The sequence below is a fragment of the Ruegeria sp. AD11(2025) genome (assembly GCF_056542405.1).
Map to the genome: position 1 here is coordinate 90,301 of NZ_JBQFZU010000014.1, position 12,694 is coordinate 102,994.

Genomic DNA, 12,694 nt, shown 5'->3' on the forward strand with positions numbered 1-12,694 from the left:
CGTCTAATTCAGAACCCAGACACCCAACTGTACTGTCCATTATCGTGTGACCTAACAGAAGTTGAACCGTACGTGGGTTGCCAGTCTTCTTGGTTGTACCGCAAACTTTTGGAGCAAATGACTGGTTTGCCGGGACGCACCTCAGCAAAGACATCCATCGGCGAACGACAGGAATGGGCCGTCCTACTAGTTGTGGTGGGGCTGTCGGCCCCTCCACTTTTTTGAGGGCCAGCAGGGCTTTGACGAGCCAAACGTCTGGCTGCCAGGGTGAGGCCACTGTCCTCACCCTCGGGCAACCCTATTAGACAACACCGTGTCCTCGGCTGTGCCTGCTGACCGCACCACCACAGTCGAATAGCATTGCCCCGCCCCCCTTCCGCATTCGCCACGTGGCAGATCAGCAGGAACAGGCGACTGCTCGCTAGCGGACCACCGACAAATCTCTTTTTCGTTGCGCATCCCGGATGAGTGCAGCAAGCCTATAGAAACCGTGAGCCATTTTTGTGTAGGGCGTAAGGAGGAAGAGGGCCAGGACCGATCCAAGATGGATGGTAAGCAGCGCAGGCATCAGGGCCGATGAACCGAAAGCGTAAAGAACAAGCCCGCTTAACCCAACGAACCCTAGCAGCAGGATGAAGCCGATGTCTCCGCCCCAAGCTGAAACGTCGCCGAGGTTGCGGTCTGATTTCTGTTTCAGCAACACCATCGCGCAGCAACCGACGGTAAGCAATAAACCCCCTGATACACCGAACAGCTTTGGTAATGACCAGAACCCGTAAGGTGCGTGCAAGCCGAAACCGTAATGCATGATCGTAGCTACCGAAGTTGAGGCGAAACATAGCAGAAACCCGTACATGATTGCATGATGCACGTGGCGACGGGCCTGACTAAAGCGGTCTTCGTCCTCGAAATTGCAACCCTCCCCATGGCCGGCAGCCAGATCCTGCATTTTGGCTGCTCGTCTTAGCGCGGCATTCAAGTCGCCGGGTTGGATCGGTTTGCCTCCAATCACATGCCAATAGCGCCGAAGGCTGATCCCAATGCTAAACAGTGGTAGAAGGAAAGCCGGAGCAAAGATCGCCACCATCGCATTGTGAGAGAGGACAGCGTAGAAGCCTTCGCCCCCAGCGGAGCCGATCACGTGAACGGCCCAAAACAAAAGTGCGAAGCCGACGACCAGAGCCAGAGCGATCGCTCCACCATGGGTATGGAAGCGGCGCGCCACGGGTTGCGGCCAGGCGAAGCTTTCCCAACTGTCCCGCCGCACCTCTGCCAGCGCTTTGGGCAGGTTCAGATCGAACTCGTGCGGGGCCGTGTATTGACAGGCGTAGTAGCAACCCCGGCAGTTGTGGCAGAGGTTGGCCAATTGCGTGATATCGCCGTCCGAGAATGCGCGTTCGGCGTGAAGCGACGGAAAGACCGAGCAATAGCCTTCGCAATACCGGCAGGCATTGCAGATCTCAGCCTGACGGCGGGCTTCCTGGATCAGTTCAGTTCGCATAAGAAGCGGCCTCTCGTCCTGCAATGCGTCCGAAGACGGTTCCGATGGTCATGCCGAACCCGGCCAGATAACCCTGCCCCAAAATCGATCCAGCCATGGCTTCTCCTGCCGCCCAGAGGTTCTTGATCTTGCCGTTTGGCGTCGAACACTGCGCAGTTTCATCCACCTTCAGACCCAAATAGGTGAAGGTCACACCGGTACGCAGTGAATATCCATAGTAAGGAGGCTCACTTATCGGACGTGCCCAGTTTGTTTTGGGCGGGGTAAGACCCGAAGTGGAAACGCCGTCCAACTCAGTTGGATGAAAGCCGCTTGTATCCCCACAGGCGCCATTGAATTCCGCGACGGTCGTGGTCAGCTTTTCGGCGGGCAGACCCATCATTTTGGCCAGTTCCTCCAACGTGTCCGCCTTTAACGGCGGAAAAACCGACGGCATGAACAGGTTCAGCGACTTGGCGTCAATGATCACATAACCCACCTGATCCGGCTGGGCTGCCACCAGGCGACCCCAGATCGCGTAACGCTTGGGCCAAACGTCCTCGCCCTCGTCATAGAACCGCTCGGCATCCTTGTTGACGACAATTGAGAACGGAACGCAGTCCAGGCGGGTGACGATGCCGCCGTCGAATTTCGGCGCACGCCCGTCGATTGCAACAGCGTGGCATTGGGTCGGATCACCAACGCTCTCAACGCCTTGATCCAGAAGATCAGCCAGCACGACACCCCGATTATAGGGCGTGCCGCGGATCAGGAAATTGCGTGCCGCAGGCCCCCACGCGCGGGTCAGCCAATCCGTGTCAGCCTGAAACCCGCCCGAAGCGACGATGACCGCTTTGGGCGTGATGCGATGGGATTGACCTTCACATGTATAGTCCACCCATGCGATCTGGTCCCCGTTCAATTCCAGATGCGTGACGGCAGCTTCGTAAAGGACCTCGACTCCCAGCCGCGTCGCTGTCCGGTAATAGGCGTTTACCAGCGATTTACCGCCGCCCATGAAGAACGCATTTGTCCGCGCTAGCGACAGAGTCCCCGACAGAGAGGGTTGGAACCGGACCCCGTGCTCCTCCATCCAGGGAAGGCATTCCTCAGACGTGCGGATTGCGAGGCGCGCCAGATCTTTGTCGGTTTTGCCCCCGGTAACCTTAAGCAGATCCGACAGGTATTCGTCTTCGCTGTATTCTTCGACCAGCGGGCCCAACGGGCTAGAGTGCATACAGCGAAAGTTGCGGGTGTGGCGCGAGTTTCCACCACGATAGGGTTTGGGCGCCGTTTCAAGGATGAGAACACGCGCGCCTGCTTCGGCGGCGGTCATAGCGGCGCAGAGGGCGGCGTTCCCTCCGCCAATCACAGCGATATCATAGACTTCCGGTTGGGCGGTCATGTCGTTTCTGCCTATTGAGTTTGGTCGGTTGTACGGTCGCGTTCCTGCAACGCGCGAATGCGCATGCGTTGTGCTGCGTGGATATGAGCGCGCATCTCATTCTCAGCCGACGCGCCATCACGGGTTTTCAAGGCGGCCATGATAAGGCGATGTTCGGCCACTGCGGCCTCGGCTCGGTCGCCGTCCAGCAATTGCGACGGGCCTAAGATCAACAGCGCCTTCTGTAGAGACAACATCGATTTTGCCAGAAACCGGTTCTTGGCCGCATCCAGAAGGGTCGCATGGAAAATCCGATTGATCCGCGCGGCATCCGGGCCGGTGCCTGCTTCGGCCAACCTGTCATTCAGCACATCCAGCTCATCCAGCTCGACATCTGACGCCGCCCGTGCCGCAAGACGGGCCGCAGTGCCCTCGAGCACAGCGCGCATCTCATAGAGTTCCATCACCTCGGCGTAATCCAAGCTGCGCACCGTTGCGCCCTGCCGGGGGATGTGCGTGACCAACCCATCCGCTTCTAGCTGTCGGATCGCTTCGCGCACAGGTGTGCGGCTGACACCCAGTCTCTCGGACAGCTCAATCTCGCGCAGCCGTTCGCCGGGCAGCAGGCTTCCATCACGAATCTCATCCAGCAGGCGCTGATACGCGGAATTTCCTTGTGGGCCAGGCTGCAACGGATCGTCCTGAAGGGTCATAAAACGCTCACTTGTCTTCTTGCGTCCATTTGTATACATTTGGATACACAGTGAGTCAACCACACCGGAATCGGCACTTTGTCCACTCAGATCAACGCACCCTCTGCTGTAAAAAAAAGGGCCGTGACCTTCGCGTTAGCAGTGCTGGGTACCGGAGTATTCTGGGCTCTGAATTTGCCCTTGCCTTTTTTGTTCGGCCCCATGAGCGCCTGTCTGATTGCAGCTCTGGCCCATACCCCCATGGAGGGCTTCGGGCAGGTCTCGGTGGCGGCACGTACTATTCTGGGCGTGGCGGTAGGCGCATCAATCACACCGGCCCTGTTTGCCGAATTGCCGAAAATGGCCGCGTCGATTGCGCTGGTCCCATTCTTTATCCTGCTGATCGCGCTGGTCGGCGTACCGTTCTTCCGCAAGGTCTGGGGTTTCGATACGACAACCGCATTCTATGCAGCCATGCCCGGTGGCTTGCAGGACATGATCATATTCGGGACCGAAGCCGGAGCCAATCCGCGCACTCTGTCCCTGATCCACGGCACACGCGTGCTGATCATCGTGACACTGGCCCCGCTGTTCCTGACAGTGTTTTATGGCGCCGAACTGACAAACCCAATCGGAGAACCCGCGCGCGACTTACCGCTGCATGAACTGGCCCTGATGGCGCTGGCGGCCTTTGTCGGCTGGAAGGGTGGTGAGCGCATTGGCCTGTTTGGTGCTTCCATATTAGGACCGATGATCCTGACTGCTGCTTTGTCCCTCGGGGATTTCATCCATACCCGTCCCCCGCGCGAGGCAATCCTGGCCGCGCAATTCTTCATAGGCTGCGGGATCGGCGTGAAGTTTGTCGGTGTTACCTGGGTGGAGTTGCGCAAGGTCGTGGCGGCGGGCTGCGCCTACGTGGTTGTTCTGGCAGTGTTGGCGGCGGCCTTCACCGCCGTTGTCACCACCTTAGGGCTTGGCAAGCCGGTCGAAGCATTCCTGGCCTTCGCGCCCGGCGGACAGGCCGAAATGACGGTTCTGGCCATCGTTTCAGGCGCGGATCTGGGCTTCGTGATCACTCACCATCTGACAAGGATCGTGCTGGTGATCATCGGTGCACCCATCGCCGCAAATCTTATTCTGCGCTGGTCCAAACCTCGGGGTTGATCATGTGGGTCGGTGCGCCTTCAGCGTAAGCATTCACCTGATCGAAGATGTCGGCAAATTGCAGGTCGAACTCATCCTCCGTCACAAAGCCGATATGCGGCGTCGCGATCAGGTTGGGATGCGCCAGCAACGGATCTGTCGGGTCGGTCAGCGGCTCCGTATCAAACACATCAATTGCGGCTTTACCGGGGCGACCGGCGTTGAGCGCCCCAAGCAATGCACCCGGCGCAAGAAGCCCCGCCCGCGACGTATTGACGAACATCGCCCCGGGCTGCATCTGCGCAAAATCCGATGCGGTGATGATCCCTCGCGTGTCCGGCTTCAGGCGCACATGGACCGAGACAACATCACTATCGGCAAAAAACGCCTCGCGGCTCGGCGCGATCTGTGCACCATCCTCCCGTGCACGTGACCGGCCTTCTTCGGATGACCACCAGACTACATTCATTCCGAAAGCTTCGGCATAACCTGCAACCGCACGAGCTATGCGGCCATAACCATAGAGCCCGAGCTGACGACCACGTAACGTCTTGCCCACGCCGGCCTGCCAGTGCCCTGCCTTGACCGAGACCATCTGAGCAGGCAAATCGCGCATCCCTGCCATGATCAGTGCCCATGTGAGTTCGGCTGCGGCATAGGACGGCGTGCCGCCATGCATGTTCGAACACAGCAAAACACCCTGATCTGTGCAGGCCGGTACATCAACATGAGGATAGACGCTGCGCTGGCTGATCAAGCGCAAGTTTGGCAGCTTCTCCAGCAAGGCGCGGGTGATTTTGGTGCGCTCGCGGAACAGCACCAGCACCTGAGCCTCTTGCAAACGCTCGGCCAAAGTGTCTGTATCCTCGACATGATCCGTCCAGACAGTCACATCATGACCGGTGAGTTTCTCAAAACACGGCAAGCCACGCAGCGTGTCGAACCAGTCATCCAGAATGTGTATTTTCATCGGCTTTCAATACCCTGCCCGGTGGTTAGTTTTCTTGGCGTCGGCACAAAATGCTGCGCGTCGAGAGCTGCCAGCGCGTTTCGGACGCGTTCGCTTTGGTCCAGCAAATGGTTAAATTGCTCGTCGCACCCGGCAATTGGCGTCGGGTATTCGGCCATATCGCGCCGCAAGGCCGCTTGGGCCAACCTGAGTTCCTGACGTGCGATATCGAGGCATTCCGAATAGTTGTCCATCGAGATCCCCTTTAATGTATGCCGTGGTATACCATTTTCAGATCGCCCGATCAACTCCCCTTCCACACCGATTGTGGCACATAGACGTGCCCGTCCGCGAGCTTACGCGCGGTCCGCACAAGGCCCGCAGAGTTCACGGTGAACCCTTTCTCGTTAGCGAAATCCACCAACACGTCGATCTTACCCGAGGCGTGTTCCAGTACAACTTCAGCCGGGCTTGTCGTTGGGCGATCCAGCAAACCGTCCGCGACCGTGCCGGGCGTCAAAGCGCAGGACGCCATGCACTGCGCACCGGTGACCGCCATTGTCGGATGGGTCTTCCACGGCATGAAATACCGAACCGCAAGAGTTCCGCCTTCTCTGGCAGACGCGATCAGGCCGAATTTGGGGGTCACCGATTTCGACACATCCCCCATTCCCATTCGCTCTCCGGCTTCGATCCGAACAGATTCCATCCGGTCAAAAAAGCCACGGTTGGCGTCCAGCTCCTCGGCGCTTTCATAGCCCGTCAGACCGAAGTCGGCGGCGCGGGCAATGGCCATTGGCATGGCGACATCCATGCCGGTCAGTTCGATCCCCTGAACTGTGTCGCGCAGATTGCCCGTGGGCAGGAAACCACCGGTTGCTGACCCCACCACGCCCATGAAGCTCAGCTGCACCGGCGCAGACTGGCCAGGCACTCCGGCAATTCCTGTATCACCCTCGTAGGTCAGCTTTCCATTAGGTGTCTGGATTCGGGCCACTACGCGGGCCCCAGTGTTGACCGCCCGGATACGGATTTCGGTCTCATCGCCTTGCGGTTCGAACAGTCCCATTTCGATGGCAGCAGGGGCGACACCGGACAGGATGTTACCACAAGTGGGTTTGAAATCGACCAACTTTTCCTCGACCGCAACCTGCGCGAAGAAATAGTCAATATCGGCCCAGTCATCCCCGCTGACTGACAGCATCGCGACCTTGGTGGTCACCGCTGCACCGCCGCCGATGCCATCGATATTCAGCGACTGTCCGGAACCAAGGGCTGCGATCAGCACCTTGGCCAGCGTCTCCAGATCCTCAGGCAAATCCGAGCGGCGGAAATACGGACCCTTCGAAGTACCGCCACGCATGAAGATGTACGGGATTGCGGTTTGAGTCATTTTGGGTCCCTCACTTCAACGGCCAGGGCAGGCTAACCATGTCCTGCAGCAGACCCGGCGGGAAATCCCTGTTCAAAGCACCCGCCATCAGGCACATGAATCCGATACCGCAGGCGGTCAGGATCAGCGCCATCCGCCAGCTGGCCCCGGCCCTGATGCGGAAGAAAGCGATCAGGAAGCCCAGCAATGCGAGGATGAAACCCACCACCCATGTCGCCGCGATGAGACCTGCGAACCACGCAAGCGTTGACCACAGGCCATGGGGCGCACTGGCATCCTCACCCGCGATTTCCTTGTCGGCAAAGATCGCGTCGCCCTCGGGCCGCCGCATCATCTGGATCAACAGGATCACGCAGCAGAACAGTGAGACGCTGCCGATCACCAGCGGGATGATTTTGTCGGTCATGTTGTAGTCGGGGATCATGTTGGCGTTGACCAGCGCGACGATCAGATAGGCCATGATCACCAGCAGGAAGATCAGCGGCGCACGCTTTGTCCCGGCCTGAACGTCACCCTCAGCCATGATCATCTTGGCCTGACGGATACCCAGAATGACCGAGACCACGGTGACCACTATCAGAACGATGACGATGGGGCTGAAGACATATTCCATGCCTTCACCAAAGCTCTTGCGGAAGCGGAACGATGCAATCTGAAATGCCTGGTTGGTGAACTTCTCGACCGGATTCGACAGAACAAAGCCGATCAGGAAAGCCGGACGTGACCAGTCGAAGCGGCGCAGGAAGATGCCGATCAGGCCGATAACGAACAAGGCCAAGAGGTCTTCGAAGTTCTGACCAGATTGGAAGGCCGCAAAACTGATCAACATGAACAGGAACGGCGCCAAATAAGTGAACCGAATTGTGGTCAGCTTGGCGATGCCCCCCGAAGCTGCGATGCACAGGATGGTGCCGACAACGTTGGCAAGCGCCAGCAACCAGACGATCGAATAGGTGATGTCGAGATTGTCCTGAAGCATGCTCGGACCAACCTCGATATCGCCCGACCCCAGAAGAGCCACCGCGCCAATGAAGATCGCCATCGAGCCTGAGCCGGGGATGCCGAACAGCAGCGTTGGCACCAGACCGCCGCCTTCCTTGGCGTTATTCGAACTTTCCGGCCCGATGACCCCGCGTACTTCGCCTTTGCCGAAATTACTTTTGTCCTTGGTCGTTTGAACTGAGTGACCATAGGCAATCCAATCGACGACAGAACCTCCGAGGCCGGGAATAACCCCGACGATAACGCCGATTATCGAACATCGGACCGATAGCCAGATGTTCGCAAACCAGTCTTTGACGCCATCCAGCCATCCAGCGCCTAACGAAGCGCCTTTGGCAATCGACCGGTCCTGCCGCAGCAGCGAAACGATCTCGGGAACAGCGAAGATGCCTAACCCCACGATGACCAGCTTCAGACCATCCGTCAGGTAAGGAATGTCATAAGTCGCCATTCGAAGCGAGCCGCCGGCATCGGCCTCGCCAATCGTGCCGACCATCAGGCCCAACCCGGCAGCAGCCACGCCTTTCAGGGGAATACGCCCGGCCAGAATGGCAACCATCGACAAGCCGAGGATAGTGATCATCAACATCTCGGGCAGTCCAAAGGCCAGCACGATCGGACGTGCGATCAGTATGAACATAGTCAGGAAGGTCGCGCCAACGAGACCACCGAATAAAGATGACGCAAAGGCAGCAGACAACGCCCGCGCGGCCTCTCCCTTTTTTGCCATTGGGAAGCCGTCAAGCACGGTTGCCTGCGAGGCCGAACTGCCTGGTATCCCCATCAGAACCGAAGCAAATGTGTCAGAGGTCGGAACGACGGCAACCATTCCGATCATCAGCGCCAGACCCAGAATCGGGTCCATGCCGAACATGAATGGCAGCAAAAGGGAGAGGCCGGCGATACCGCCCAGTCCGGGAAAGACGCCCACGGCCAGCCCCATGACAACACCGAGCACAAGATAGCCCAGAACGATGGGTTGCAGGATCAGAGCCCACGCATCACCAAGCGCAGGAAGAGCGGTGGCGAAAACCTCCATAGCGGCCGCCTTTCATAAATTGTCTTGTGTGCAGAAAAGCGCGCGCCCTTCGTTGGGCACGCGCTGTGGTATGTCGGCTTAATTCAGCTCAACGCCATAGGCCTCTTTCAGCCAGTTCAGGACATATTGCTTGGCGTTATCATCAACGTTTGTCGCTGTTTGTAGCGCTGCCTTGGAGCCGTCGCCCACGAACACGGGGTATTTGCCCACACGCTTGGAGGAGATGTCCCCAAAGTCGCCACGCTCGGTCACCGCCTGGAAGGCCGCGGTATAAGCATCAACCACCTCTTGCGGTGTGTCACCCGGCAAGAAGGCCAGCTTTTGTACCGGGAAACCGGCAACAAAGAAGGCTTTCCATGCGTCCCATGCCTCACCACTGGTCTCACAGCCATCGGTTGCTTCGCAGACCTCTTTGAAAGTCGGAACGTCCGGGAAAGTCGGATCGCGCACGATATTGCCATCGGCGTCCAGCGCGCCCCACGTCATCATCGGCACGGCCTGACCAGCCTCGACGAGAGGTGCCGAACCGCCCAGATAGCCAGAGGAGGTCTGATAGTCGATATTGGCTTCACCACGCTCAAACATCAGGCGACCGTCTCCACGGCCTTTGATGCCAAACACAGGCTCGACATTCATGCCCAGCATCTGCCACGCCAACAGCGGTACGAGGTCCAGACGCGTCGCGCCTTGCGAGCCGTAGATGAAATTGGTGTCTTTCAGAGCGTTGGCGGACCCGTCGAACTTTGCCCCGTCCTCGGCATTCAGATAGGCCACACCACCGGTTCCGGACGCCATGACCGGAATCCAGTCGTTATACTCGTAGCGCACGCGCGGGTCGCTCAGCAGATAGGGAAACTGGGTTGAACCGGATGTGCCAAACAACAGGGTGCCGTCATCGTGGCTTTGCTCCTGAAACCAGTTTGCGCCTTTCGTTGAACCCGCACCGGGCATGAATTTAACCACAACAGTCGGCTGACCCGGCAGCGCCTCGGACAGAAGCGGTGCAAAGAAGTTGGCCCATTTGGCAGACCCGCCCGTTTCCGAGAACGGAATGACCCACTCTATAGTCTTGCCCGAGAAATCGACTTCGGCGGCGGCGGGCGCGGCAAGTCCGGCAGCGGCGATCAGTCCCACGACAGCGCGACGGGTGAAGTTGGAAATGGCCATTGGTACCTCCCTGTTGACCAGACAACCACGTCAGCGCCCTCCGCGCCACCGTGATCGCAAATAGAACTGCGGGGTTGATTCCCCCTCCCATCTGGCAATCATGGAATGCCAACCTTGCGCGAAACTTGCAGGAGACCTGATGCGGATCGTCATCGTCGAGGACAATGAGCCCCTCGCAAACGCTATTGCCTACCGCTTGCGTGATCGTGGTCATGCCGCAGATGTGCTGACGGATGGCGACGCCGCCGAACTGTATCTGGTGCAGGAAGGGGCGGACCTGATCGTCCTGGATATCAACTTGCCGGGCCGGTCAGGGCTGGAAATCCTGCGTTCGCTGCGCAAGCGGGGCGACAGCGTCCCTGTCATTCTGCTGACCGCGCGCACCGAGACCAGTGACCGCGTTTCCGGTCTGGATATGGGCGCGGACGATTACCTCGTCAAACCTTTCGAAATGGATGAACTTGAGGCCCGCATCCGTGCGTTGTCCCGCCGCAAACAACTGGACTACGGCGCACGCGAGATCATCGGAGACCTGGAATTTGACCGCACCGCTCGTCAAGTCAGCGCAAATGGGCAAATGCTAGACGTGCCGCGCCGGGAAATGGCCGTACTTGAGTGCCTGCTGGAGCGTCGTGGAAGGATTGTCCCCAAAAGCCAACTGACTGATTACGTCTATGGCGTGGGTGCGGATGTCGATGACACTGCCGTTGAACCTCATGTATCGCGATTGCGCAAGCGCCTTCTGAACCACGGCATAAAGATAAAGACGGCCCGTGGCCTCGGGTATCTGCTTGAGGTGCAGAAGTGATCAGACATGGTTCGCTCAGGCTTAGGCTATTCATTCTGATCCTGACGCCTTTGGTGTTGCTCGCAATCCTTCTTGGATATTGGCGCTACACGGTGGCCCAGCAAACAGCGCAAGAGCTTTTTGACGACAGTCTTTTATCCGCTGGTCTGGCGATTTCCCGAGATGTGGCGGTTTCGGAAGGCGATGCCTTGTCGCCCACTACACGCAGCTTAATCCGCGATGCATCGGGTGGAGAAATTTTCTATCACGTGACCGGACCCGGTGGTATCTACGTGACCGGGTACGCATATCCCCCTGCCTCGGCAAACCTGTCAGAGCAAGATGTTTACCAACCGCATTTTTTCGAGGCAGTTTATCGTGACGAGCCGGTGCGCGTGTTGAAAATGACCGAACGGGTCACATTGGATAACCTGGTGGGAGATGCGACGGTCACGGCATGGCAACGCATCGCGGATCGCAACGCGTTTGCCAATGAACTGTCGATCCGCGCGGCGATCCTTATGGGCATCCTTCTGGCCACCCTTGCCTTTGTCGTGTGGTTCGGCGTCGCGCGCGGCCTGCGACCCTTGCTGGACTTGCAGGACGCCATTGACCTGCGTTCACCCGACGACCTCAGCAAGATCAAACGCCCGGTGCCAGTCGAAGTCCACGGTATTGTTCAGACCCTGAACCGGCTATTTGGACAGGTCGAACACAGCATCAACGCCCATCAAGTGTTTATCTCAGAAGCCGCGCATCAGCTGCGAAATCCGGCAGCCGCGGTCCAGTCGATGGCCGAGGCGCTGAGAGATGCAAAAACGGATGAGGACAGAGACAAACGCATTGTTGAGCTTGTGTCAGCAGCAAAGAATTCGGCCACGGTAGCCGAGCAGCTGCTATCGTTGGAGCGACTGCAGCAACCTACACATCAGGATCAGATGGACAAGGTTGATTTCCGCTTGGTCGTGGAAGATGCTTGTGCAGAAATGGGCGTACACATCCTCGCAAAAGGAATCGATTTTGAGGTCACGATGCCGGACTCGGCAATCACGGTCTCAGGGGATCAGGTCTTTTTGGCTGAGGCGATCAAAAACCTGCTGGACAACGCGGTTAAGCACGGTGGCGCTAAGTTGAGCCGAATTACAGTTGCTTTGCGCTGTGACGACGGGCACGTAAAACTAACTGTAGCTGATGACGGAACAGGTCTTTCGCCCGACCAAAGCGAAGCCGCCTTCAGTCGGTTTTCGCAGCTGGAGTATTCCGAAGGCAGCGGTTTGGGATTGTCAATTGTCTCAGCGGTCGCGAAGCGACATGGAGGAGTGGTCGCAATCAACCAGGTCGAAAAAGGAGCGAGCATTACACTCGAGCTTCCAATAGTCCTGTAAATCGTTTCGAGTTTACTAGAAGCGTGAAACCCTTCACGATCAAAGTGCGTTCTTTGCTATTGCAGCGAATTGTCGCTCTGTTGTGCAATTCGCAGCAGCAACTCGGTGCTCTGCCAAAACTTGAAATGTATTGCGTTTCATATCAGTGCTGAAAAAGGCTTCTGATTATTCACCGGCCCTAACCGGATGAGGTGGGTGGCTCCTGCTCCACCGGCATCGAATGTGCCAAAGTGCAGTTGTCATCGACTGCTAGGAAAGGAGCCACCCAATGAC

11 protein-coding genes are annotated in these 12,694 nt (G+C 58.0%); 3 read left to right on the top strand and 8 right to left on the bottom strand.

Annotated elements, in window-relative coordinates; all coding sequences use genetic code 11:
* Nucleotides 1-421 precede the first annotated feature (421 nt).
* Genes tcuB through ACR1XY_RS14745 form a run of 3 tightly spaced genes read right to left on the bottom strand, consistent with a single transcriptional unit; the run spans nt 422 to nt 3,577 of the window.
* Nucleotides 422-1,501 carry a tricarballylate utilization 4Fe-4S protein TcuB gene (gene tcuB / locus ACR1XY_RS14735; RefSeq protein WP_480594368.1) on the bottom strand — a complete coding sequence of 360 codons (1,080 nt, stop codon included), beginning with the start codon at nt 1,499-1,501 and terminating at the stop codon, nt 422-424.
* The gene (gene tcuA / locus ACR1XY_RS14740; protein WP_480594369.1) at nt 1,491-2,885 is read right to left on the bottom strand and encodes an FAD-dependent tricarballylate dehydrogenase TcuA; all 1,395 of its coding nucleotides are present in this window, start codon (nt 2,883-2,885) and stop codon (nt 1,491-1,493) included. The genes tcuB and tcuA overlap by 11 nt, the downstream gene beginning before the upstream one ends.
* 11 nt (nt 2,886-2,896) lie before the next feature.
* Nucleotides 2,897-3,577, bottom strand: a complete 681-nt coding sequence (locus ACR1XY_RS14745; protein WP_480594370.1) for a GntR family transcriptional regulator — start codon at nt 3,575-3,577, stop codon at nt 2,897-2,899.
* A 123-nt stretch (nt 3,578-3,700) separates the two neighbouring features.
* Here ACR1XY_RS14745 and ACR1XY_RS14750 point away from each other — a divergent pair, with 123 nt between their 5' ends.
* Nucleotides 3,701-4,720 (top strand): AbrB family transcriptional regulator, encoded by a 1,020-nt coding sequence (locus tag ACR1XY_RS14750; RefSeq protein ID WP_480594371.1) that lies wholly within the window; start codon nt 3,701-3,703, stop codon nt 4,718-4,720.
* On the opposite strand, the gene ACR1XY_RS14755 is transcribed toward ACR1XY_RS14750, so the two are convergent.
* The 5 genes from ACR1XY_RS14755 to ACR1XY_RS14775 form a co-directional block, all read right to left on the bottom strand.
* Entirely contained in the window at nt 4,689-5,669 is a 981-nt protein-coding gene (locus ACR1XY_RS14755) for a D-2-hydroxyacid dehydrogenase family protein (protein WP_480594372.1), read from the bottom strand. The two genes, ACR1XY_RS14750 and ACR1XY_RS14755, sit on opposite strands and share 32 nt — an antisense overlap.
* Nucleotides 5,666-5,902, bottom strand: coding sequence for a hypothetical protein (locus ACR1XY_RS14760; protein ID WP_480594373.1), 237 nt, complete (start codon nt 5,900-5,902; stop codon nt 5,666-5,668). Before ACR1XY_RS14760 ends, ACR1XY_RS14755 begins: the two co-directional genes overlap by 4 nt.
* 50 nt (nt 5,903-5,952) lie before the next feature.
* Nucleotides 5,953-7,041 (bottom strand): 4-oxalomesaconate tautomerase, encoded by a 1,089-nt coding sequence (locus tag ACR1XY_RS14765; RefSeq protein WP_480594374.1) that lies wholly within the window; start codon nt 7,039-7,041, stop codon nt 5,953-5,955.
* 10 nt (nt 7,042-7,051) lie between these two features.
* Nucleotides 7,052-9,082 carry a tripartite tricarboxylate transporter permease gene (locus tag ACR1XY_RS14770; protein ID WP_480594375.1) on the bottom strand — a complete coding sequence of 677 codons (2,031 nt, stop codon included), beginning with the start codon at nt 9,080-9,082 and terminating at the stop codon, nt 7,052-7,054.
* A 78-nt stretch (nt 9,083-9,160) separates the two neighbouring features.
* Complete coding sequence (locus ACR1XY_RS14775; RefSeq protein ID WP_480594376.1) at nt 9,161-10,249, bottom strand: tricarboxylate transporter; 1,089 nt, start codon at nt 10,247-10,249, stop codon at nt 9,161-9,163.
* 139 nt (nt 10,250-10,388) lie between these two features.
* On the opposite strand from ACR1XY_RS14775, the gene ACR1XY_RS14780 reads away from it, so the two are divergent.
* Together ACR1XY_RS14780 and ACR1XY_RS14785 are read left to right on the top strand one after the other, a co-directional pair.
* On the top strand, nt 10,389-11,057 hold the full coding sequence (locus ACR1XY_RS14780; RefSeq protein ID WP_480594377.1) for a response regulator transcription factor: 669 nt from the start codon (nt 10,389-10,391) through the stop codon (nt 11,055-11,057).
* Nucleotides 11,054-12,421: a sensor histidine kinase gene (locus ACR1XY_RS14785; protein ID WP_480594378.1), complete on the top strand. Its 1,368-nt coding sequence runs from the start codon at nt 11,054-11,056 to the stop codon at nt 12,419-12,421. Before ACR1XY_RS14780 ends, ACR1XY_RS14785 begins: the two co-directional genes overlap by 4 nt.
* Nucleotides 12,422-12,694: the final 273 nt, after the last annotated feature.

Excerpts from the sequence above, each read along its gene's own strand:
- tcuB (WP_480594368.1), bottom strand. The coding sequence starts at position 1,501 with ATGCGAACTGAACTGATCCAGGAAGCCCGCCGTCAGGCTGAGATCTGC.
- tcuA (WP_480594369.1), bottom strand. The coding sequence starts at position 2,885 with ATGACCGCCCAACCGGAAGTCTATGATATCGCTGTGATTGGCGGAGGG.
- ACR1XY_RS14745 (WP_480594370.1), bottom strand. The coding sequence starts at position 3,577 with ATGACCCTTCAGGACGATCCGTTGCAGCCTGGCCCACAAGGAAATTCC.
- ACR1XY_RS14755 (WP_480594372.1), bottom strand. The coding sequence starts at position 5,669 with ATGAAAATACACATTCTGGATGACTGGTTCGACACGCTGCGTGGCTTG.
- ACR1XY_RS14760 (WP_480594373.1), bottom strand. The coding sequence starts at position 5,902 with ATGGACAACTATTCGGAATGCCTCGATATCGCACGTCAGGAACTCAGG.
- ACR1XY_RS14765 (WP_480594374.1), bottom strand. The coding sequence starts at position 7,041 with ATGACTCAAACCGCAATCCCGTACATCTTCATGCGTGGCGGTACTTCG.
- ACR1XY_RS14770 (WP_480594375.1), bottom strand. The coding sequence starts at position 9,082 with ATGGAGGTTTTCGCCACCGCTCTTCCTGCGCTTGGTGATGCGTGGGCT.
- ACR1XY_RS14775 (WP_480594376.1), bottom strand. The coding sequence starts at position 10,249 with ATGGCCATTTCCAACTTCACCCGTCGCGCTGTCGTGGGACTGATCGCC.
- ACR1XY_RS14780 (WP_480594377.1), top strand. The coding sequence starts at position 10,389 with ATGCGGATCGTCATCGTCGAGGACAATGAGCCCCTCGCAAACGCTATT.